Source organism: Microcoleus sp. AS-A8, from assembly GCA_039962225.1.
Lineage (GTDB): Bacteria > Cyanobacteriota > Cyanobacteriia > Cyanobacteriales > Coleofasciculaceae > Allocoleopsis.
Genome location: JAMPKV010000007.1, coordinates 188,013 through 209,859 on the forward strand (window position 1 = coordinate 188,013; position 21,847 = coordinate 209,859).

The 21,847-nt window shown below is 46.4% G+C and carries 19 protein-coding genes, 1 tRNA gene and 2 riboswitches; of the genes, 10 read left to right on the forward strand and 10 right to left on the reverse strand.

The genetic code is table 11. The features are described from left to right. Positions 1 to 92 precede the first annotated feature (92 nt). Entirely contained in the window at positions 93 to 473 is a 381-nt protein-coding gene (locus tag NDI48_13085; GenBank protein MEP0832137.1) for a DUF4359 domain-containing protein, read from the reverse strand. A gap of 136 nt (positions 474 to 609) precedes the next feature. On the opposite strand from NDI48_13085, the gene NDI48_13090 reads away from it, so the two are divergent. Continuing rightward, a tRNA-His gene (locus NDI48_13090) sits at positions 610 to 682 on the forward strand. 167 nt (positions 683 to 849) lie between these two features. Here the strand turns inward: NDI48_13090 and NDI48_13095 are convergent. From NDI48_13095 to NDI48_13105, 3 genes are all read right to left on the reverse strand, one after another. Next, on the reverse strand, positions 850 to 3,993 hold the full coding sequence (locus NDI48_13095) for a GAF domain-containing protein (protein ID MEP0832138.1): 3,144 nt from the start codon (positions 3,991 to 3,993) through the stop codon (positions 850 to 852). A gap of 814 nt (positions 3,994 to 4,807) precedes the next feature. Next, complete coding sequence (locus NDI48_13100) at positions 4,808 to 5,986, reverse strand: FAD-binding oxidoreductase (protein ID MEP0832139.1); 1,179 nt, start codon at positions 5,984 to 5,986, stop codon at positions 4,808 to 4,810. A gap of 62 nt (positions 5,987 to 6,048) precedes the next feature. After that, the gene (locus NDI48_13105; GenBank protein MEP0832140.1) at positions 6,049 to 7,437 is read right to left on the reverse strand and encodes an AtzE family amidohydrolase; all 1,389 of its coding nucleotides are present in this window, start codon (positions 7,435 to 7,437) and stop codon (positions 6,049 to 6,051) included. Positions 7,438 to 7,835: 398 nt separating this feature from the next. Between NDI48_13105 and NDI48_13110 the strand changes: the two genes are divergently transcribed. From NDI48_13110 to NDI48_13150, 9 genes are all read left to right on the forward strand, one after another. After that, a complete protein-coding gene (locus NDI48_13110; protein ID MEP0832141.1) occupies positions 7,836 to 8,357 on the forward strand; it encodes a pentapeptide repeat-containing protein in 522 nt (173 codons plus the stop codon). 206 nt (positions 8,358 to 8,563) lie between these two features. Then, positions 8,564 to 8,932, forward strand: a complete 369-nt coding sequence (locus tag NDI48_13115) for a hypothetical protein (protein MEP0832142.1) — start codon at positions 8,564 to 8,566, stop codon at positions 8,930 to 8,932. Positions 8,933 to 9,834: 902 nt separating this feature from the next. Beyond that, positions 9,835 to 10,701, forward strand: coding sequence for a ferredoxin:protochlorophyllide reductase (ATP-dependent) iron-sulfur ATP-binding protein (bchL, locus tag NDI48_13120; GenBank protein MEP0832143.1), 867 nt, complete (start codon positions 9,835 to 9,837; stop codon positions 10,699 to 10,701). A 156-nt stretch (positions 10,702 to 10,857) separates the two neighbouring features. After that, positions 10,858 to 12,258 (forward strand): ferredoxin:protochlorophyllide reductase (ATP-dependent) subunit N, encoded by a 1,401-nt coding sequence (locus NDI48_13125; protein MEP0832144.1) that lies wholly within the window; start codon positions 10,858 to 10,860, stop codon positions 12,256 to 12,258. A gap of 401 nt (positions 12,259 to 12,659) precedes the next feature. After that, positions 12,660 to 12,899, forward strand: a complete 240-nt coding sequence (locus tag NDI48_13130) for a hypothetical protein (GenBank protein ID MEP0832145.1) — start codon at positions 12,660 to 12,662, stop codon at positions 12,897 to 12,899. Continuing rightward, positions 12,896 to 13,357: an HNH endonuclease gene (locus NDI48_13135; protein ID MEP0832146.1), complete on the forward strand. Its 462-nt coding sequence runs from the start codon at positions 12,896 to 12,898 to the stop codon at positions 13,355 to 13,357. Before NDI48_13130 ends, NDI48_13135 begins: the two co-directional genes overlap by 4 nt. A gap of 253 nt (positions 13,358 to 13,610) precedes the next feature. After that, complete coding sequence (locus NDI48_13140; protein ID MEP0832147.1) at positions 13,611 to 14,033, forward strand: hypothetical protein; 423 nt, start codon at positions 13,611 to 13,613, stop codon at positions 14,031 to 14,033. A gap of 17 nt (positions 14,034 to 14,050) precedes the next feature. Continuing rightward, the gene (locus NDI48_13145; GenBank protein MEP0832148.1) at positions 14,051 to 14,764 is read left to right on the forward strand and encodes a hypothetical protein; all 714 of its coding nucleotides are present in this window, start codon (positions 14,051 to 14,053) and stop codon (positions 14,762 to 14,764) included. Between the two features lie 38 nt (positions 14,765 to 14,802). Beyond that, positions 14,803 to 15,372, forward strand: coding sequence for a DUF262 domain-containing protein (locus NDI48_13150; protein MEP0832149.1), 570 nt, complete (start codon positions 14,803 to 14,805; stop codon positions 15,370 to 15,372). Here the strand turns inward: NDI48_13150 and NDI48_13155 are convergent. From NDI48_13155 to ntrB, 6 genes are all read right to left on the reverse strand, one after another. Further along, the gene (locus NDI48_13155) at positions 15,319 to 16,032 is read right to left on the reverse strand and encodes a universal stress protein (GenBank protein MEP0832150.1); all 714 of its coding nucleotides are present in this window, start codon (positions 16,030 to 16,032) and stop codon (positions 15,319 to 15,321) included. The two genes, NDI48_13150 and NDI48_13155, sit on opposite strands and share 54 nt — an antisense overlap. A 279-nt stretch (positions 16,033 to 16,311) precedes the next feature. Continuing rightward, positions 16,312 to 16,515, reverse strand: a complete 204-nt coding sequence (locus NDI48_13160; GenBank protein ID MEP0832151.1) for a hypothetical protein — start codon at positions 16,513 to 16,515, stop codon at positions 16,312 to 16,314. 535 nt (positions 16,516 to 17,050) lie between these two features. After that, positions 17,051 to 17,767 (reverse strand): universal stress protein, encoded by a 717-nt coding sequence (locus NDI48_13165; GenBank protein MEP0832152.1) that lies wholly within the window; start codon positions 17,765 to 17,767, stop codon positions 17,051 to 17,053. Positions 17,768 to 17,955: 188 nt separating this feature from the next. Continuing rightward, positions 17,956 to 18,077, reverse strand: a riboswitch (cyclic di-AMP (ydaO/yuaA leader). Between the two features lie 53 nt (positions 18,078 to 18,130). Next, positions 18,131 to 18,970 (reverse strand): ABC transporter ATP-binding protein, encoded by an 840-nt coding sequence (locus NDI48_13170; GenBank protein ID MEP0832153.1) that lies wholly within the window; start codon positions 18,968 to 18,970, stop codon positions 18,131 to 18,133. 100 nt (positions 18,971 to 19,070) lie between these two features. Further along, entirely contained in the window at positions 19,071 to 20,492 is a 1,422-nt protein-coding gene (locus tag NDI48_13175; GenBank protein ID MEP0832154.1) for an ABC transporter substrate-binding protein, read from the reverse strand. 205 nt (positions 20,493 to 20,697) lie between these two features. Further along, complete coding sequence (gene ntrB / locus NDI48_13180) at positions 20,698 to 21,549, reverse strand: nitrate ABC transporter permease (GenBank protein ID MEP0832155.1); 852 nt, start codon at positions 21,547 to 21,549, stop codon at positions 20,698 to 20,700. A gap of 95 nt (positions 21,550 to 21,644) precedes the next feature. After that, a riboswitch (cyclic di-AMP (ydaO/yuaA leader) is annotated at positions 21,645 to 21,831 on the reverse strand. Positions 21,832 to 21,847: the final 16 nt, after the last annotated feature.

Genomic DNA, 21,847 nt, shown 5'->3' on the forward strand with positions numbered 1-21,847 from the left:
TTAATTAGCGGGGACTGGTATTTGGCACTGGGTGATCTTCGAGTACTTCCCCATTTCCAATTCCTAACTCCCAATTCCCCTCAACCCTAGTATTACTTTTCCTCCGCCCGATAGATGTAAAAGTTTTGAAAAACTCCCAATGTATCAAACTGATAAGCAGGTAAGAAGGGGCCAATGTCTAAATTGGTGCGATAAACACTGAAAAAAACAAAGTTATACTGCTGTGTCGATTGGGTAAGAATTTGCTCGATTTGCGGGCGTCCCGTGTCAACTAGAGATTTACATTGACTACGGAGGGCGTTCCCGAAGACGCTGGGGGCTTGCATACAGGCTTCGTCTTTGAGATAGGTGCTGAGTGTCTCAACTGCATACTGCTCATAGGAGTCCTTACCGGGATTGGTAAGTGCCATCGACACTCCCAGCCCAATTAGAGCGACTCCACCCATTGCTGCAACAACCTGTAAAAACTTCATGTTATTTGGGAACCATCTATCCACTATGACTACATCTTCTGACCTTGGAGTTCCTGGTTGGACAACAAAAGAAGAACAACTTTATGAAAACACTAGATCGACAACCAACATAGATGCTATACTAGGCAATGCAATGGCGAGCGTAGCCAAGTGGTTAAGGCAGTGGTTTGTGGTACCACCATTCGTGGGTTCAAGTCCCATCGTTCGCCCTGATTTTACAAAAAAAGTGATGAGTATGCTTCTTGGTTCTACGCCAAGAACACGTAGTGCCGACTGGCAGAAATAATCCACCCGTTTTTTGTAGGTGTTTCTCCCATTCTCACTCTCATCTCCACTCCCTTCCTTTCACCTGGCTGGTGGGATTGGCCGCCTTGCACTAGGGCTTTTTAGGGGGTTGTTGGATGGGAATCTGAATCACAAACTCAGTCCCTTGACCCAACTGGCTATAGCAGTGTAGTTGACCCCCGTGCTTTTCCACGACAATCTGATAACTAATCGACAACCCCAAGCCTGTACCCGTTCCCACGGGTTTGGTCGTAAAGAACGGGTCGAAGAGTCTAGCTTTGACATCTTCGGCGATTCCTGGGCCGTTATCGGCAATGCGAATGGCGACCTCATAGTCGTTGCACAGTTCTGTACAGACTCGGATGTAGCTGGGATTGGCGTTGATTTGGCCAGGGGTTAGGGTTTGGTTTTGCTCATCAATGGCATCGATCGCGTTGCTGAGTAAATTCATAAACACTTGGTTGAGCTGCCCTGCATAACACTCGACGAGTGGCAAGTTGCCATATTCTTTAATCACTTTAATTTCAGGATGCCCTCCGGAAGCCTTCAGGCGATTTTGCAGAATCATCAGGGTACTATCGACACCTTCATGCAGATCGACGGGTTTAATTTCTGCTTCGGCAAAGCGGGAGAAATTCCGCAACGCGGCCACAATTTCACAAATCCGCTCGGCTCCAACCTTCATGGAACTTAGAAGTTTAGGTAAGTCTTCCAGCAGAAAATCCAAGTCAATCGCTGCAATTTCCCCCTCAATTTCTGGCACGGGATGGGGATAGTACTGCTGATAAAGCTGGAGTAAACCCAAAATGTCTTGGGCGTAGTCACTGGCATGCATGAGATTGCCATAGATGAAGCTCACGGGGTTGTTAATTTCGTGAGCCACGCCAGCTACCAGTTGTCCCAGACTGGACATTTTTTCGCTCTGCACCAGTTGAGCTTGGGTTTGGCGAAGTTCAATCAAGGTTTGTTCGAGTTGTTGAGCTTGTGATTGGGCGTGTGCCATTGCCGTACAACTTTGCTTGTAGAGTTCGGCTTGTTGCAAAGCGATCGCTAACTGGTCTGCTACCTTACAAATTAATTCCACCTGGGAATCCTGCCAATGGTACGATTCAGTATTCATCACCAGCGCTAGTGCCCCCCACATGGAGTCACTAAAGTGCAGTGGCACCATTAACCAAGGGCGCGGAAGTGTTGGAACACAGCCGTTGTTGACCTCATCCTGCAAAAGATGAATATCGTCAATCCGAACAACTTCTAATCGCTTGAGTCGGTCAGCGATCGGATTATTTTCATCAGAAATTTCCAGACTTTGGCACACTGGAGTAGATAAGCCTTTGCAAGACTCAGCAACACTAACCCACAGCTTCTGTTCAGGTAAGTATTGCATGATTTGAACGCAGTCTACTTCTAGTAGGTTCTCAATCTCACAAGTAGCTGTAGAAAAAATGGTTTGTAAGTCTAAAGAACGACGGATGGCTTGAGTCAGTTGATTGAGAGCTTGTTCCCGTTGACGCTGATACTGAGCTTGTTCATAAAGTTGGCTTTGCTGGAGGGCGATCGCAACTTGGGAGGCTAAGGACGTGAGCAAGTCCATCTCCCATTGTCCCCATGTCCGGGGTTCCGTGCAGTGATGAGCAATCAGCAATCCCCACAATCGATTTGGGATGGGAGCATCCTCTTTATCCCCCTCTGGGCAAGGGGAAGTTTGATTCTGAAGGGTTTGTTCGTTCTGTAGAATCGGCACGACGAGGTTCGCTCGCACCTGCAACTGAGTCAGTAAATTCAAATGACACGGGTCTATATTGGCGGTGTAGATATCTTCGATCGCCTTGACCCGACCCTGTTGGTAAGGCACGATATAGGACTGCTTAAAACAAGGGTCATAAATGTTTCTTCCCAGAATCGAGAAGCAACTCGACGCCACAGATTCTACGACGACATTTCCACTCCAATCCGGCTCGAAGCGAAAAATCACGACTCGGTCTGTTTGCAGCACTTGTCGCACTTCATCTGCCGTCGCATTCAGGATTTCCTCCAGGTTTAACGATTGGCGAATGCGCCCTGAAATCGCGCTGACTAGGCGTTCCCGCTGAAACTGCTGCTGTAGGGAGGCTTCTGCCTGTTGGCGTTGAGCAATTTCTGTTTGGGCTTGTTGGTAAAGTTCAGATTGCTGAATGGCGATCGCTGCTTGGGTGGCGAGGGAAGTGAGTAAATCAATTTCCAACGACTGCCACGTCCGGGATTTGGAACATTGTTGGGCAACTAACAACCCCCACAATTGCTCTTCATGAACCATTGGCACGACGAGGTTCGCTCTCACTTGAAACTGAGCGAGTAGATCGCGGTGACAGGGTGTTAAATTTGCGGTGTAGATATCTTCTATCGCCTGAACTCTCCCTTGTTTGTATAGGGTGATATAGGCTTGTGCAAAGTGACGGTCATCAATGCTGATTCCTGAAATCGGCCTCCAGTCAGAGTCTACCGATTCTACGACAATCACCCCACTGCCATCGGCATGAAGGCGGAAGATAATCACGCGATCGCAGGCTAAAACCTGCCGCACTTCATCCACCGTGGTGTTGAGAATTTTGTCCAGGTTTAAGGACTGATGAATGCGTTGTGCGATCGCCCCTAACAACTGCTGCCGGAGAAATTGCTGTTGCAGTGCTTCTTCTGAGTGCTGACGACTCTCCTCTACAGTAGCCATCAACGACAACTGACTCTGTTGCTTTACTTCCTGGGCTTGCTTGTACTCGGTAATATCTTCACAAATTAGAGTGATAATTGGCTCGGATTGAGTGTTAGGCATTAAGCTAGCCTTGGCTCTCACCCACAGCACGCTCCCATTCTTGCGGACAAGGCGAGTTTCCCATTGAGTAATCGGATGCGACTGTTGTTGTACTGCCGTCAATTTAGCTTGACCACTGGCTTGGTCTTGCCCATAAAAAACCTCGCTGATGGGCTGTTGGGCTAGCTCAAAAACCTCATAACCTAGACAATCAGAGGCGAATTGGCTGACTGCTATCATGATTTTCGCGGAGTTGAGCGCGAAACAAATGCAGGGAAGACGATCGTAGAGGGTAAGAAGGTCTTCTACATCTACTCTCTTGGGCTGTAGGGTTTGGAAGTCTTCAGTCTGATCCGTTTTTTGAGCAAAGTTAATGGGCTGAAGCGGTCTGAGGTCGGCTTGATTCTGAGGAGACTCATGCCACTTAAATAGATGATCGAGGTTCATTTCTCCGTTTCCAACCCTCAAAGTACTAGCCTATTTAAAAGTTAGGTCAATTCTTTGATAAATTATTGGTATTTTTAATATTATTAAAGATTAGTTAAAAAACATCATTATTAACTTCGTATTGAACTCTGTTGAGCAAACAATTGTGACAATTGTGGGTAAAACCCTTTTATTTTTCGTTGGGGGCACGAACAAAAGTTGTTCTCTTTTCATAAAAAATAAAAAGAAGAGAACGGTATAAATCCTCTGGCTAGCCGTTCCTAACTTTGCAGGATTTATTTTATAGGTCAAAATCCGAGATGGATTCCTTCTTAAGGAGCAAGCTTTGATTCACGAGACGAAGCGGCCTGAGCTAGTTAGGACTGATATCAGGTCCGGTTGAATACTTACACTTTGGTGGCAACAAGGCAGAAGGCAGAAGGCAGAGGGTGAATCCCAAAGTTGCATAAACAGTTTTGAGCAGGGACAAGGAAGACAAGGGAAGGAGGACAAGGGGGATAGTACTGAGACAAAAAAAGATATTTCCAAAAATGGGATGCTCCCGAAGGCAGAAGGCAGACCGGAGCTTTAGTGAGGACAGAGGGCAGAGGGCAGAAGGCAGTTCGCGCAGCGTTCTCCGCAGGAGTAGGCAGAAGAAAAAAATACTTAAGCTGAAAAGGGGCTTATCAAAGCGGATTTGGTATCAGTCCTAATCGTGCTTGAGTGAAGGGCAAAAAAGATACAGGGGCGTACAACAATACGCCCCTACCGCCAAAGGAGGTTACTTATGACCAAGTAGATGCCCCTGAAAGCTTATGATTGTAGCACCTAAAATCTAAATACAGGTGCGATCGCTAAAAGACAATTGACGAATAATCGGGTCATCTTTGCCAGTTGCCCAGTGGGCGAAACGCTGGGCTAGGGGGGGGACGAAGACCAGAGGGGTAGAAAATCCAGAAAATACATAAACTCCCTCTAGGTTAGGGAGTGACCCCACAACGGAAAGGCGATCGCGGCTGAATGCAACCAGGCAACAATACCAAGTTCCTGATAACTTTTCCAGGGGAGGTAAGATTTGCCCCACTTGGGTACGAATGGCGGCCTCACTTGCTGCTGCATCAACCGTAGCATAGGGTTCTGTTATCACGCGGCTGAGTTGACCCATTAGGAAACGACCATCCACAAACTGAACAGCACCCGGATCTAAAATGGGCGGTACTGGCTCATTTCCGGGTTCATCCCATAAGGAATCAACCTCCGCCTTGCTGGCTTGTGCTTCGAGTGCAAACCGCTTGGTATTGGCTGGCATCACGAGGGTTCGCAGTTGTAGGTCAACCGGCGGGGTTTCTATAATTTCCGCATGGGAAAAATACAACGGGACAGGAATTCCAGCCGTTTGGAGTAAGGCGCGACTTAACCCTCCGGCACAAATCACCGTGTTGGCGGCGTGATAGGTTTGGTGGGCTGTTTTTACCCCTTCAATGCGAGTTCCTTGTTGCAGTAGTTTCACCACTTGAGTGATTTGAAGTTCTCCCCCACAACGGCGGAAGGCGTCGATGTAGGCTTGGGTGGTTTTTTCGGGATGGATGTGTCCGTGACGGAGTGTCAGGGCACCAGCGATCGCATTGGGATTGAGTAAAGGTTCCAGTTCACAGGCGTCTTCTACACTGAGTAAGCGAGGCGTAATGGCAAAACCTGCATAGTTAGCCGCTAGCTTTTCCGGGTTCTCTTCAGAAGCGATATATAACAGCAAATCGAGTTCCCGGAACTCGGTATCTGCGTCTAATTCCTCAGATAAGAGGCGGTGACGTTCAATTCCTTCTTGGCATAACTGACGGGTTAATTCGGATGTGCCTGACCAGTAAGCGAGTCCCCCATAACTATAACGGGTGGCACCTTGTAGCGTGGCATCTTGTTCGAGGAGCAAGACACTGAAACCTTGGGTTGCCAGTTCATAACTGAGTGCTGCACCTGTAATACCGCCACCCACTACAATCCAGTCGTAAGTTTTCATGAAAGGGTTATTTCCTTTTGTCGTTCTCCTCACATCTAAGCGGAAATGGATGACGATAGTTCTCAAGCCACAACTGGGGCAGAAACAATTCCTTGGGCTTCAAGTACAGCGGCAACTCTTAACAGGAGTGCCTCATTATAAGGTGCAGCAATAATTTGTACTCCCAAGGGTAAGGCTCCAGCACGTTGAATGGGAACCGATAAGACGGGTAAACCAATAAAAGACAACGGTTGTGTGTACATTCCCAAATGAGCACGGATGGGCACTTCTTCGCCAGCAATGAGCATCGTTTGTTGTCCGAGTGGCGGGGCAGCACAAGGCGTTGTGGGAGCGAGAATAATATCAACAGTTTGCCAGATTTCTCGGAGGCGATCGCGATACCACTGCCTGAATCGTTGCGCTTGAACGTACCAATGAGACGGAATTAAGGCACTGGCTAAAAAGCGATCACGGGTAGCGGGATCAAAATCTTGAGGGCGCGATCGCAAGTTGGCAAAATGCAGATTAGCCCCTTCAGACGCGGTAATTATATAGGCTGCTGCCCTCGCCCGATGGGCTTCTGGGATTGTCACAGTTGCCGTAACCTGTAACGCCTGCGCAACCTGGGCAACCGCTTCCAACGCTTCGGGTTGTGCCCCTTGGGCAAAATAGCCCTCCGCTACTGCAATTTGCAACCCCTCAATGCCGTGATTGAGTTGAGGCAAGCACAGTTCTGGGGGACGAGTGGTACAAACTGGGTCACTCTGATCTGCTCCTTGAAGGATATCAAAGGTTGCGGCAATATCCCGCACGGAACGCGCAAACGGCCCAACATGGTCAAAGCTACTAGAAAATAAGGCCACCCCTGAGCGTGATAATCGCCCATAAGTCGGCTTAAAGCCGAAAATCCCGCACAGGGATGCGGGAACGCGGATGGAACCGTTGGTATCAGTTCCTAGCGTGAGAGGCACGAATCCCGCCGCCACCGCCGCCGCCGAACCGCCAGAGGAACCCCCAGCGATACGGGTTGGATCGTGGGGATTGCGCGTAGCACCGTAATGATAATTTTCGGTCACAAATCCATAGGCGTACTCATCCATATTTAGGGCACCGACTAACACGGCACCCGCTTGTTGAAGTCGGGCAATTGCCGTGGCGTCCCGCGTAGCTGGGGGATGTTCGCTGTTGATTTTTGAGCCGGCTAGAGTGGTTAAACCGACGATATCGTAGAGGTTTTTCACCGCAAAGGGAACGCCAGCGAGAATGCCTGGATTTTTGCTTTGGGCAATAGTGCGATCGATTTTCTCGGCTTGTGCAAGTGCTGTCTGAGTCGTGACAGCCGTGAAACAATTAAAAAGTTCATTTTTAGCCGCTATTCGTTCTAATGCTGCCGTGACAACGGCGTTAGCACTCATTTCTCCCGAACGAACCGCTGTGGCAATAGCAATAGCGTCAGCTTGTTTCAAATCCATTGGCAAAATGTGCGGGATAAATTAGATTTTTGACTATAGAATACGAGAGTCATTTTGCCAGATTAGTAACTCATAAAACCTAAAAATTAACTGATAAAGTTTATTATTTTATTCTTACAGAAGACATGCATAAATAAGGAAGCAACGGGAGACAAGTCAATAAGGGAAGTTGTCACCCTGGACGCTTGCAACCCTTCGCTTTGCCTAGAGCGTGAACTACTGATGACTAACGTTACAGTTTTGGGAACCAACGAGCTGAACCTTAGGCTTGGCGAGTACAACTAGGACATCAAATTCAAAACCCTTAAAATTTACCCTCGGTTTCGACTCAATCAACTTCTACTCAGGCTGATGGGGAACTATGAAATCCAACCCAATATATTGAGTGGCTCTCCAAGATGGCGGAACCCAAATTAAACCATCGCTACCCTAATGCAGCGACAGCTCTCCAAGCTCTTGGGTTTATTGATGTGGTTGGCAAAGCCACCACATCGGGAAATGTCGAAAGAGCAATTAATTTCAGGTTGTCTGCTGGCAAAATATTACTGCTGAGTTTCGGGTTAGTTGCGGCGATCGCTACAAGTTTGAGTATCGGTAACAAAAGAGACAATATTGGAGATGCGGTTAGCCAATTGAGAGACACTCGTCAATGCCAAGCGTGTAACTTGAAAGGTACCGACCTCAGGGGTATGGATTTAAGACGAGTGGACTTAACTGATGCCGATCTCAGCGGTGCCGATCTTAGGAATGCCGACCTCAGAAGTTCCAACTTACAGAATGCCGACCTCAGCAATGCCAATCTCAGTGATGCCGATTTTAGGGGTGCCGATCTCCGGGGGGCTGACCTTTGGGGGGCTGAACACCAGGGTGCTAACCTCAACAGTGCTGACATCCGGGATGCAACAATGCCTAAGGATTGAACATCTTGAGTGATTCTGTGAGAGCGATCGCCCTCTCTGTGCTTCTTATATCATAAATTAAGCGTTAATTCAACTATCTAGGAGAATGTTTCATAAATATCGAGACTTACTGTTATTAAAATTTTCTATCTTTTCCCATCAAGGAATCAATACCAGAAGCTCCAAAGCTCTTATCTTAGAGATTAGGACTCAAACAATCGTAAACTATGGTATATCCTTTTGACCCGGATAAAGACGATTTACCTTTCGATGAAGCAGATGACCCCTTTGGTCGTACCTTGGAAGACTTTACCTTGACGGGTAAATTACGTCGCTTTCACGAATCGTTTGACAGTAGTATCCGTGCCATTTTGCAGGATTGTCTATTCCGTATTAGTGATGAAGGGGGTATCCTCACCTTCCAAATTCTTTGCCCCAACGAAGCCGTGCAGAAACGTCTCTACATCAAGCGAGAAAAAGTTCGCAATACCCTGAATTGGCTGTGGAGAGACCTTGATTACTACGCCTTTTGCATTGAGAAAGATGGGCTACAGTGTCATGTACTGAGTATGAAGTCATACAGAGGGGGCACTTGAGCCAATCTTGCTGGCAATGGCTTGCCTTTCCACACATCAAGCGTCAGCCTAATACAAGAGGTGATTGATCGGCTTCCAGCTTTAGGTTCAGAAGGTCGAGGGAATATGAAAGCCCAGTGGCTGTTCGGTTGCTGGGTGCTAAAAATTTATACTTAAAAATCCGTAAGTGCGATCGATCAGATTGGCTGATACAAAGATTTTCAAATGAATAGACCACATGTAGATCTCTCTCCAAACCTCTGTCCTATTAAGAGAGAGGCTTTGAACATACCTCCTTCCATAGAGGAAATCTATGTTATCGATAGAGAACGTCAATAGAGTTGAAGATTGTAACTGCTCCTTTAAAACTTATTGTTTTTTTACAAACAACCTTCCTTCGCCAGTAAAATCCCCGATCCCTCTCTCAGCAATACCTTTAGCTTCGATCATCCCCCCGATCGGCCTCACTTCGTGACGGAGAAGTGCCATAGCAAAGCTGCTGACCAAGATTGGAGCAAACCCTTTCTACAAAAGCTATCCACCCTCGGAGATGACCATTAATTAGAGTTGTTCCACTCTGCTGATGAGTTGGGATTCAGGAAGATTTAACCTCTTTTTTGTTTTTTGTTTCTATTTCCCTTTTTGAAAAATACAAATTTTATATTTAAAGCTTATTGATTCCTTAAACTTCTTCTGATTTATTTTGAATCCATAAGCAAAATCAGAAGCTAAATTAAAAGCGTTTAGTACCCTCTTCATTAAAAACCGCCCTTTCCTTTCCTGTGGAGTTAGTCAATAATTCAATCAACGCCCCAAAACAAGTAATCAACGGCTGGCTGTAGGGGCAAGCCTTATGTGCCGACCCGACCAACGGGCAAAGACAATATTCGAGTTTTAATCCGAAAGATAGGAGAAGACGAAGCGTGAAACTCTCAGTTTATGGAAAAGGCGGCATTGGGAAATCCACGACAAGCTGTAATATCTCTGTTGCCCTAGCAAAGCGTGGTAAGAAGGTACTGCAAATTGGTTGTGACCCGAAACACGACAGCACCTTCACCCTCACAGGCTTTTTAATTCCCACGATTATCGATACGCTTCAGGAAAAGGATTACCACTACGAAGATGTCTGGCCTGAAGATGTGATCTACAAAGGCTATGGCGGCGTTGATTGCGTAGAAGCTGGTGGCCCTCCGGCGGGTGCTGGTTGCGGTGGCTATGTGGTCGGTGAGACAGTGAAGCTGCTCAAAGAACTCAACGCCTTTGATGAATACGATGTGATTCTGTTTGACGTTCTCGGTGACGTAGTCTGTGGTGGTTTTGCCGCTCCTCTGAACTACTCCGACTACTGCATGATTGTCACGGATAACGGGTTTGACGCCTTGTTTGCCGCCAATAGAATTGCCGCATCCGTGCGTGAAAAAGCTCGCACCCACCCTCTGCGTCTGGCGGGATTGATTGGCAACCGCACCTCCAAGCGCGACTTGATTGACAAGTATATTAGCTCAGTGCCGATGCCAGTGCTGGAGATTTTACCTCTGATTGAGGATATTCGCGTCTCCCGCGTTAAGGGCAAAACCTTATTTGAGATGGCAGAGACGGACTCCTCACTCAACTATGTTTGCGACTACTATCTGAACATCGCCGACCAAATTTTGGGTCGTCCAGAGGGTGTTGTCCCCAATGATGCTCCCGATCGCGAATTGTTCTCTTTGTTGTCAGACTTCTACCTCAATCCACAAACGCCACAGGCAACCACTGAGGAAGAAAAACTCGATCTGATGATGGTTTAACGAAGAGTAGAAAGTTGAAAGGTTGAAAGTTGCAAGTTTTTTGAACAACCTGCTAACCTTCAACCTTTTATCTTCACCCGAATAAACCTTCAACTTTTAAAATTACTGCCCGATTCTTAGCAACTTCCCTTAAAAACGAGGAGAGGACACTTTTTCATGACCCTTGCAGCACCTGAACCTTTAAATTTTGAGTGTGAAACCGGAAATTATCACACATTTTGCCCGATTAGCTGTGTAGCTTGGCTTTATCAGAAAATTGAAGATAGTTTCTTTTTGGTCATTGGTACCAAGACTTGTGGCTATTTCCTCCAAAATGCGATGGGGGTGATGATTTTTGCAGAACCGCGCTACGCGATGGCGGAGTTGGAAGAGGGGGATATTTCGGCACAACTGAATGATTACGAAGAACTGAAGCGGTTGTGCTTGCAGATTAAGCGCGATCGCAACCCCAGTGTAATTGTTTGGATTGGCACCTGCACGACGGAAATCATCAAGATGGATTTGGAGGGTTTGGCTCCTAAACTGGAAGCTGAGCTTGGGATTCCCATTGTTACCGCTCGTGCTAACGGTTTAGACTATGCCTTCACCCAAGGGGAAGATACCGTTCTGGCGTCGATGGTACACAAATGCCCCGATAAGGCTCCTGTGGTGGAAGCGGATAAAGAAGAGCGGAATGCCATTTCCAAACTCCTCAACTTCGGACGCAAGAAAGAAGAGGTGGTTGCCGAACAGTCAGAATATGTGGATCATCCACCTCTAGTATTGTTTGGTTCTCTGCCTGACCCTGTTGTGACCAACCTAACCCTAGAACTGAAGAAGCAGGGAATTAAAGTTTCCGGTTGGCTACCCGCCAAGCGTTATACAGAATTGCCAGTAATTGAAGAAGGGTATTATGTCGCTGGTGTCAACCCCTTCCTTTCCCGTACTGCCACCACCTTAATGCGTCGCCGCAAGTGCAAACTAATTGGCGCACCCTTCCCGATTGGGCCGGATGGTACCCGTGCTTGGATTGAAAAGATTTGCTCGGTGTTCGGAATTGAACCGAAAGGACTGGATGAGCGGGAAGCGCAAATCTGGGAGAATTTGGAAGACTACATCAAGCTAATTCGCGGCAAGTCAGTCTTCTTCATGGGTGACAACTTGCTGGAAATCTCTTTAGCACGTTTCCTGATTCGTTGCGGCATGACGTGCCATGAAATTGGCATTCCTTATATGGATAAGCGCTATCAAGCGGCTGAGTTGGCATTGTTAGAGAAGACTTGTCATGAGATGGGTGTCCCAACTCCAACGATTGTTGAGAAGCCGGATAATTACAATCAGATTCAACGGATTAAAGAGTTGAAAACTGATTTGGTAATTACGGGTATGGCTCATGCGAATCCGTTAGAGGCGCGTGGTATTAATACCAAGTGGTCGGTTGAATTTACCTTTGCTCAAATTCACGGCTTTACCAATGCGCGGGACATTCTGGAGTTAGCAACTCGTCCACTGCGTCGGAATAACAACCTCAAGGAATTGGGTTGGGAGAAGTTGGTGAAGGAAGAAGCGAAGGTTTAACCTCTCCCCCTGCCCCTCTCGACCTCTCCCTAACCCTCTCCTGCGAGGAGAGGGAACAGGAAGAAATTTTTAAGTTGAGAGGGGGGTAAGAAAAGACTCTCTTCTCAAAGGTAATAGGCAACTTTATAGGGGCGATCGGATGTGCGATAGCGTAGCGCGTCGTAGATGATCGCTCTTTTTTTGTTGTGGTTGTAGGGGCTAAGTTTTACCATAAATCCTTACGTTCAAGCAAAATTCTTTCTCCTCCCATGCGGCTGATGCCTTCCACAAAAGTGCGAGCGGGCAGCGGCAAGCTAGGAGAATTGCCAAATCTAACAATACAAGCTGTTACCGCTTCGTTAAGCCAGGTTTTCTCACTTGTTAGAATACTACAAACAAGCTAAACATACCAAGACATAGCCATGATTACTCAAGTAATGGTTCAACCCTCATCCTGGGTAGAGTCTGGCATTAAAATCAGCAAAGTTAAGAATCTAAATCTATTCAAATTTACCGAGGAACTACAGTCGCATTTAGATGAACTTTCGGAGAAAAAAAAAGCTGGGTTTTTGACTTCAGAAGAAGAAGCCGAACTAGCAGGAATTTTAGAACTTGACAGAATTTTTACCTTGCTCAATGCCAGAATTATTGCTGAGTCATGACAGTTAGTGAGGCAACTAGAAAATTAGTACGAGAGAGAGCGAAATACCTTTGTGAATACTGTCATTCCTCAGAAGAAGCAAGTGCAGCCCAGTTCGCTATCGATCATATCTTTCCCCAGTCGCTTGGTGGCTCGGATGAAGCTGATAACTTAGCCCTAGCCTGCCAACGTTGCAATGGATATCGCTATAACTTCACAACTGGCATCGATCCACAAAATCAAGAGATTCTCCCCCTATTTAATCCTCGTCGGCGAAAATGGTCAGATCATTTTATCTGGACAGTCGATGGTTTGAAAATTATAGGCATTACTCCGATTGGTCGAGCGACTTGTAATCGTCTAGATCTCAACGATGAACGTCACAATGAAGGCGCTATTGTGAAAGCGCGTCGTTTGTGGGTGCGCGGTGGTTGGCATCCGCCAAATGAAGACCCGCGACAAGGAAGTGAGAAGGATTGATATCGGGTAGTGAAAAATTTGCAACCTGATGCGCTCTCTGTCAACCCCTGAAAATGGGAATTGCGCCTTTCGAGCGATTAATTCCACAATTGCCCAAATCATCAGTTGTATCTTTAAGCAAATAGGGTGTAGGGTGCGATCGCTCTTTTTTTGTTGTGGTTGTAGGGGCTAAGTTTTCCTAGAGTCACTCTTGCCTAACAGTACCTTACTATCCTAAAGTGAAACGCTGACCATTATTGAGTTGGTAACACTAGTGATTAATGATGGGGCAGATAGCAAACCCCAAGAGCCTACAGATACTGCTAATGTAGTCAAGCGAGTTACTGTACCTATAACACTCTACGCATTTGGCAACCGGCAACGCCCCCGTCCGCCGCGTCAAAATAAAGATATTGCCGTTGAAAATGGTTGTGTAAAACCAACAAACCCACCGACAGGTGCATCTACCTTTGGCGATGTTCAATACGCACCACTCACAGGACACTACCACAGGCTTAATCAGGATACAGAATTACCTGAAGGTCTTGATGCGATCGCAGATGGTAGAGATGTTGGCGGTACTCACTCACCAACCCATCACACTATCTATCCAAGTCGAGAAATGCCATTTACAGAATTTGAGGAAAAGTTTCTTAACAGTGGATGGGTTTACGCTGGTAAGAAGGAATTAAGATAGGGAGAAAAGTAGAAGCTATGTTTCAGGAGCAACCTAGAGAAAACAATACCGAGCTTTGGCATAAAGTTTTTGAAAATGAAATTGATTACATTCAATCTCGTCAAGACTTTCTCAATAATTGTACTGACAGGATAAGACTAATTAAGAAAGCCCTACACAATCCAACTGAAAGAGGCACAGCACTGCGACTCATAGAGTATCTAAACCTAGAAGAACGTCAGAGCTTATTTGATGACTTAGTTGATTTAGCTAGTGTTTCTCACTCAGATATTGAATTGTGCAGAAAAGCCATTCTTTCGTTCCCTAAAACGTGGATATTGACAAACATCGAAAAGAGTGCAGAACCGTTGCTACAAGATGGAACAGACGAGGAATACAGGCGATTGTTAGAGCTATATCTTGAAATTGACTGGGAACTGACTCAACGACTCGCCCTAAGAGCATTGCATCATGAAGATCCAGATATTCGTGAAGCTGGTGAAGATTTCCAGAACTATTTAAATAATCGACCCCGCACTCTAGCAGCTATTCGGACTTTTCATGAGCACTCTGGAAACCGAGTTATTGAGGAAACTTTAAGTTACTCCTGTCACCCTGCCTTCCGATTTCCTCGTCCCCCCGTCTCCCCCGCTCCCTTTGTTTCTCTGTCCTCCCTATACCACAGGTCAATGCCGAGAGATGCCGTGAAAACTGAGTTCACCTATTTCACCTCTACTGCTGTCACCCACTGAAAATACGATTAACCTTTGATGACTTGTTAAAACGCGCCGTGACAAAGCTAAAAAACTTAAACTCCGAATTTCCAGATGAAGAGCCTGAGATAGAGGATGGCAAGTGGGTTGAGGCTGAGGAAGAAACCACTACCGAACCGTTTGACCCCACTCTGATTAGAATGGATAACCGACCCATGACTATTGATTTATTACTTCGACAAATTAACGAGAGAGCACTTGACCTAGCACCTGATTTTCAGCGTCGTGCGGGAATCTGGAAAGATGCTGCTAAAAGCCGACTGATTGAGTCTATTCTTATCCGTATTCCATTACCAGCCTTCTACATAGACGCAACTAATGAGGATAGCTGGTTAGTTGTAGATGGATTACAACGATTAACGACTCTCAAGGAGTTTGTCATTGATAAGAAACTTAAGTTAACTCTCATATCTGTAGCCAAGCTCCGCCGCCCATTTAACAGGAGAGACGCGATTAGTCGTAATCGCGTCTCTCGAAGAATAGGTTGTGAGTCTGTCAATCAACTGGACGGCCGGAAGGAGTTCACACCTGCACTAAACACAACTCCTGGGAATACCCAGCACCGCACAGGGAAAATCAGACCCTAATTTCTCCACAAGAGGATGCTCAACGGAATGACAACCCATGAAAAGGAGAGTCGCCGCTTCGGCTTCAACAACGGATCTCAACTCGGTTGCAATGTCACCAAACCGCAGATGAGCCTTGAAGGAACCCCGCCATTCTTCAGCCATACAACGAGCCTGCCATAAAATCCGATCGGCTTGCTCAAACCAGTCCGCTTGGGAAAATGTGGCTTTGGCGCGACGTGACTTTTTCGAGGATACCTTTGAGCTGACTTTTATCTCCTGAGGGCTTGGTTTAGTCAAGACGGATGTGATACAATTTCGTGGCTGCGGTGAATTAAATGATTTTAAAGGCAGTCGATAGATTGATGAGCTACTAACATCAGCAAAGTTAAAGGCATCTGGACAAGGACTACTTTGCTTTTCATCAACAACGTAGACAACCTGAACAGTCACTTGCTGTTGAGTTGCCAATCGCGTTTGATGAGCGATCCACATGGTCAAATCTAAAGCTGTTTGACTTCTAGGTGAAGCGTTATAGCCAACGACAAAGTTGACGGGTTGGCTGGCCTTATCTTCTTGAGAAGCCATGGCTGCTGGTTCAGGCAGCAAAACCATTTGCTCCATTAAGTCATTGCGATCCATTGCGCCTTCAAGACGTACTATTATTGGCTTGATGTTCACAGCTTGAATCTCTCTCAAAGACAACAAGTAACAGAAGAGATGTGGGTCAGCAACGGATACCAATATGTGTCCAAATTTGGTCAAAGAATGAGTGATACCCGTAAGGAGACTTGAAAAACCAGTGCTATAAAAGCTAAGGTTTTAGCTGTCCTGACAATCCTGACAAACTGAGTTGACAGGCTGGGACTGGAAGATGTCTCTCTCACGCTAGAACTTACGCCGAAAATTGGTTTTTCCACTCAAAATCAAGGGATTACAGGCTTTAACTGTTCCCCTGAATTAGATTAGGCTGCCCACTTCATAACTTAAAGTAACAATTTGTAATTTATTCGCCTTGGTTAAGATGCGATCCGGGAAATTCCGAGTGTAGTTACGAAAATCAAAAGAATATTGTGATTTTCGTAGTTTCCGGCGATCGCACGGATGCGGAAAAGGTACCTCTAATTCTTCCCCAATTTTAGCACTGGGGTTAGTGGTCATCATCTTACTGCGTCTGATAGGTAGAAAGCTTCATGGAGAATTCATCGATTATTCATCGAGAATTCATCTCTCATCCGAGGTAATCCTCATCTGATGCAACCCTCCTGTAAGAGGGTAGATCTAATCAGTTGTTTTGTCTATAGACCCCAATGCGTCAAACGAGAAAATCGCGCCTCAATTGTCTTATCTATCAACGCCACTCTAACGCTCAAAGGTAATCTCAGGGTTGATGGCTTAAGTTCACAATCCTTAACTAACTCCTGCCCTTTGTGTGAGCGCCGAGAGTAAAAAAAGGTCTTTAGAATTTGCCAAATTGTAGCAGCGGAGACATTAATTCTGTTCGGAGAAAAACCAAACTCTAGACTCTTGAAAAATAAAGACGAAGCAGGGCGCAAGGTGAATAATGTAATGACTGATACTTCTTGTAAAATCTTTACCAAACTCTTGCGCCCACTACGACCCTAGACAATTAAATTTACATACCATTTTGAGCCGATTCACCCATCCGAAAACTAGGTGAATTCACGAGGAACACCTGTTACAAACTCAAACCTCTGGGAATACCCAGTACTGCACAAGGGAAATTAAAATCCAATTGTTGGACAATGGGATGATTGACGGAATTACAACCTAAGAACAGTAGAGTCGCCGCTTCTGAGTCAACAACTTCTCTCAATTCGGTAGCCACGTCACCAAACCGGAGATGAGCTTTAAATGAACCCCGCCACTCTTCTGCCAAACAGCGTGCTTGCCATAAAATATGATCGGCTTGCTCAAACCAATCGGATTGATTAGTTATTGCCTTGGGGCAGCATTTTCTTCCCAATTTTCGCTCGTACTCTAAGGCTAATTCTTGCTGTTTAGGTTTAGTTAAGACGGATGTGGCAGACTTTGTTGAAGTCGATGTTTTGGAAAATCCTGATGGAAGCGGATGAATAGATGAGCGGCTTACATCAGCTAAGTTAAACACATCTGGACACTTCCGGCTTTGAATCTCATCGACGACGTAGACAACTTGAACCGTAACCTGATTTTGTGTCGCTAAACGCGTTTGATGGGCAATCCACATCGTTAAATCCAGAGCCGTTTGACTGCTGGGTGACGCGTTATAACCAACGACTAAGTTGACGGATTGTGTAGAGTTAGTCCACTTGGAAGCGGCTGGCGCTGTCTCAGGCAGCAACACCAGTTGTTCCATTAAATCATTGCGATTCAGTGTACTTTCAAGACGCGCTATCATTGACTTGATATTCATTGCTTTAACCTCTCTCAAAAAAATAAGTAACGGTGTAGAGAGGTGGGTCAAAAACAGATATCACGATTAAAAGCTGAAGGATGAAGAATGAACTAGGATTTTTTTATCCTTCAGTTTCATAACTCATCCTATTAAGTGATATCTATCAGGAGACTCCAAAGACAACTGCTATGAAAGCCAAGTCTTGGTGTTCCTCCCATTGCCGACGAAGTTAGCTGACGGGCTAAGACGGGAAGGTGTCTCTCTCGCATTGGAGATTAGCCCCAAACATTGGTTCCTCCGCTCTCATCCAGACTGACTTTAATTTCCAGCCGGGATTCGATTAGGCTACCCACTCCATAAATGAACTAAGAATGGTGCGATCTAGTCGTCTTGGGTGAAGTTTTGATCTAAGAAGTTCAGAATGTGGTTACGTAGTTCATAGTACTCCTTAGATTCCCGTATCGCTTGACGATCGCGTGGATGTGGAAAAGGTACCTCTAAAATTTCCCCAATTTTAGCATGGGGGCCGTTAGTCATCATCACAATCCGATCGGACATATAAATTGCTTCATCCACATCATGAGTAATCATCATAACCGCCTGTCGATGACTTTCCCAAATATCGAGTACCTGCTTCTGCAATTTGCGCCGAGTTAGGGCATCAAGCGCCCCAAACGGTTCATCCATCAGTAACATTTTCGGGCGAATGGCCAACGCTCTAGCAATCCCTACCCGTTGTTTCATCCCACCCGAAAGTTCATCGGGGTATTTATTAGCGGCTTGGGTTAAATTCACCATAGCCAAATGTTCACTGACCATCTGTTTTTTCTCAACGGGAGAAGCTTTTTTAAACACCTCATCCACCGCCAGCCGAACATTCTCTTGCACTGTCAGCCACGGCAGCAGGGAATATTGCTGAAACACCATCATCCGCTCTGCCCCAGGCTTACGAATCTCTTTACCCTCTAACCGCACCATCCCAGAAGTAGGTTTTTCTAGCCCAGCGACGATTTTGAGTAGTGTGGATTTACCGCAGCCAGAGTGACCGATGACAGAGATATATTCATCTTCACTAATGTTCAGATTAATCCCATCTAAAATCACCAGATCACTGCCGTCTGCACTGGGATAAGACTTGATAATATTGTCAATTTCAAGAAATTTTCTGCCGTCGAGGGTGGCAGAATTGCTTTTGAGCGGAGAGGAACTAGATTTAGTCATAGGAAGTTCTGAAAAGGGTTGAAGGTTGAAAGTTAAAGATTGAAACAGTGAAGTCTATTAAGCGGCAATCGGTTAATCTGTAATCGGTTAACACTTTCACCTAAGACAAATAGAAGCGTTTGGGGCTATTGGCGTGGATTTCAAAGCTTTTGACATAACCAACGGGATCGCTGGGGTCAAACGCTTTATTATCAATAAAGAACTCAGCGGGTTCAACTTTGTAATCCTCCTTAGGACACTGAATGCCCATTTCACCCGCAATCTCTCGATAGAGGTCTGTTTTCCAGCCTTCTCGTGCCTTTTTTTCTGCATCTTTGGGAAATTCAGCAATTTGTCCCCAGCGAGCAGCTTGAGTCATTAACCAGATACTCTGAGACTGCCAAAGAAATGTGGAGTGGATGCCTGGGATGTTAGCTAGTTTGGGGGGTGGCTCGAAGAAAACGGTAGTGAATGGGTCTTTATCTATGCGCTTTTGGTTGTCAAAGCCGCCGTAGTCGTATTCCCCAACAATGGCCGGTCGCGTAAATTTATCAACTGGGGCACCCTTTTTCTTGGGTTTAGAACCTGTATAGGAGGGGCTTGTAATTAATTCGGCGACTTCAGGACGGTTTTTGGGGTCACTGCAATACTGGCAAGCTTCAATCATCGCTTTTACCAGGCTGCGGTAGGTTTTGGGGTTTTCCTGAATAAAGGATTCCATTACCCCCAGCAGCCGATCTGGGTGTCCGTACCAGAGTTCTTTCCCTTGGGCGAAGGTAAAGCCTACCCCTTCGTTGCCTGTGATGGCTCGCGTATTCCAGGGTTCTGCCACCATGTAAGCTTGCATTGCCCCAATCCGCACGTTATTTACCATCTGGGGCGGTGGAATGATGATAATCCGAAGCTCCTCTGAGGGATTGATGCCTGCTGCGGCAGATAAGTAGCGGAAAAAGTACTCGTAGATAGAAGAACTTAAGACTACTGCCAAAATACGCTGATCTGGGGGTTGGCTCTCAAAGAAGCCTCGGTAATCTTTGCCAAATTCTTCCAAGTTGCCGTTGTAGTCTCGCCACGGACGCACCCCATAGTTCCACATTTTTTTGTTCATGGTCATGGAGTTGCCGTGGCGATGAACCGTCATCGCCGCACACAGGGGCGCTATACGGGCACCTTCAGCACCGATTCTGGCGTTGGTGACGGCACCAGAAACCACAGGTGAGGCATCGAGACGCCCAAAAATCACGCCGTCGCGAGAGTTTGCCCAGCTTGCTTCACGGCTGAGTTTAACATTGAGTCCGTATTTGCGGAAGAAGCCTTTTTCCCAAGCGATCGCAAACGGCGCACAGTCATTGACTGGCACGTACCCAACGGTAAGATCGGGTTTTTCGAGAGTTTTGGGGTCTACAAGCGGTTCGACGGCTAAGGCGGCTTTGGAGAGTTGATCGGGTGCAGTAACACCCTTAATGGCGCAAGAGGACAAGGCAAATCCGGCTGCCGATGCGCCCACTTGTTGCAGGAATCTTCGTCGATTCAAAGAATTCATGGCGGTCATAGGGGATTGGGTGAGGGGGGAGGTGAGACGGTGGCGGTTCGTTGATCATCCTGATGAATAGAGTTGAGCCATTCTCCTCCTCTCGCTACGGTGGTACAGCCCACTCTCCGTTCCTGTTGATTAGTAGTAATAATCGCAGGATTAATCAGCTACGGTTGTAGCTGAAGCTAAATAATTGATTAGTTGCTCTAAAAATTTAGCGAGAAATTTGAGCGGGACGGTGAGTGACAAGGGCTTCAATTCTGCCCAAAGCATAGTCAAGAACTAGCCCCGTTAAGCCAATCACAATCACGGCCAAAAACACCGAGCTCAGATTTAAGCGGTTCCATTGATCCCAAACGAAGAAACCAATGCCGAGTCCGCCGGTGAGCATCTCGACGGCAACAATAACCAGCCAAGCAATCCCTAAACTGATGCGTAAACCGGTGAAGATGTAGGGTAAACTCGCAGGCCAGATAATTTTTGTAACTCGTCGCCAGCGAGGCATTTCCAGCACTCGTGCTACATCCAAATAATCTTTGTTAATGCTGGATACGCCGAGAGCCGTGTTAATAATCGTTGGCCACAACGAGGTGATGAAGATAACAAAAATCGCCGAGGGTTCTGCCAGGTTAAAAATGGCCAGTGCGATCGGCAACCAAGCCAAAGGGGATACGGGTTTAAAAATTTGCACCAAGGGATTGAAAATCAGCATGGCTTCTCTGGACATCCCAATGAGAAACCCCAAGGGAATCGCCACCGCAGCACCGAGTAAAAATCCCAATAATACCCGTCTTAAGCTTGCCAGCAATAACCAACCCAGTCCTAAGTTACCTGGGCCTTTGCGAAAGAAAGGGTTGGCGTATTCTGCGCTATCAATCAGTGCTTGAAGCGGGGTGGGCATTAATTCGCTTAAGAAGGTAGCAGCAAACCACCACAGCAAGAGGACTCCTGCAAACCCAATCGCCGGGAGTAGAACCGCATCTCGGACAATTAAGGGTCGGGCTTTTTTCCATGATGCCTGCGCTGCCACGGCAAACATCGCCACCAAATTTAGCTGCAATACCATTGGTAATGCCTCCTGTCAATATCAGGTACAAACAACCTGAGCAGTACCAGCCAGGATACTGACGAGATCGAGACATTACTAAGAATGCTGACTCTTCAGTCTCCCCCCAATGCCGACGAAGTTAGCTGACGGGCTAGGACTGAGAGATGTCCTTCTCTACTTCTGCTTACAAAACTAAACAGATCTTAGAGATACGCCCCAAATGTTGGTTCCTCCGCTCCAGCTTTATCTGTTGTCTGGCTTACCACCCTGATGAGCCGCTGGATTAGGCTGACTTACTCTAGTTAAAGAGAAAGAA

Excerpts from the sequence above, each read along its gene's own strand:
- NDI48_13085 (MEP0832137.1), bottom strand. The coding sequence starts at position 473 with ATGAAGTTTTTACAGGTTGTTGCAGCAATGGGTGGAGTCGCTCTAATT.
- NDI48_13095 (MEP0832138.1), bottom strand. The coding sequence starts at position 3,993 with ATGAACCTCGATCATCTATTTAAGTGGCATGAGTCTCCTCAGAATCAA.
- NDI48_13100 (MEP0832139.1), bottom strand. The coding sequence starts at position 5,986 with ATGAAAACTTACGACTGGATTGTAGTGGGTGGCGGTATTACAGGTGCA.
- NDI48_13105 (MEP0832140.1), bottom strand. The coding sequence starts at position 7,437 with ATGGATTTGAAACAAGCTGACGCTATTGCTATTGCCACAGCGGTTCGT.
- NDI48_13110 (MEP0832141.1), top strand. The coding sequence starts at position 7,836 with ATGGCGGAACCCAAATTAAACCATCGCTACCCTAATGCAGCGACAGCT.
- NDI48_13115 (MEP0832142.1), top strand. The coding sequence starts at position 8,564 with ATGGTATATCCTTTTGACCCGGATAAAGACGATTTACCTTTCGATGAA.
- NDI48_13125 (MEP0832144.1), top strand. The coding sequence starts at position 10,858 with ATGACCCTTGCAGCACCTGAACCTTTAAATTTTGAGTGTGAAACCGGA.
- NDI48_13130 (MEP0832145.1), top strand. The coding sequence starts at position 12,660 with ATGATTACTCAAGTAATGGTTCAACCCTCATCCTGGGTAGAGTCTGGC.
- NDI48_13135 (MEP0832146.1), top strand. The coding sequence starts at position 12,896 with ATGACAGTTAGTGAGGCAACTAGAAAATTAGTACGAGAGAGAGCGAAA.
- NDI48_13145 (MEP0832148.1), top strand. The coding sequence starts at position 14,051 with ATGTTTCAGGAGCAACCTAGAGAAAACAATACCGAGCTTTGGCATAAA.
- NDI48_13160 (MEP0832151.1), bottom strand. The coding sequence starts at position 16,515 with ATGATGACCACTAACCCCAGTGCTAAAATTGGGGAAGAATTAGAGGTA.
- NDI48_13165 (MEP0832152.1), bottom strand. The coding sequence starts at position 17,767 with ATGAATATCAAGTCAATGATAGCGCGTCTTGAAAGTACACTGAATCGC.
- NDI48_13170 (MEP0832153.1), bottom strand. The coding sequence starts at position 18,970 with ATGACTAAATCTAGTTCCTCTCCGCTCAAAAGCAATTCTGCCACCCTC.
- NDI48_13175 (MEP0832154.1), bottom strand. The coding sequence starts at position 20,492 with ATGAATTCTTTGAATCGACGAAGATTCCTGCAACAAGTGGGCGCATCG.
- ntrB (MEP0832155.1), bottom strand. The coding sequence starts at position 21,549 with ATGGTATTGCAGCTAAATTTGGTGGCGATGTTTGCCGTGGCAGCGCAG.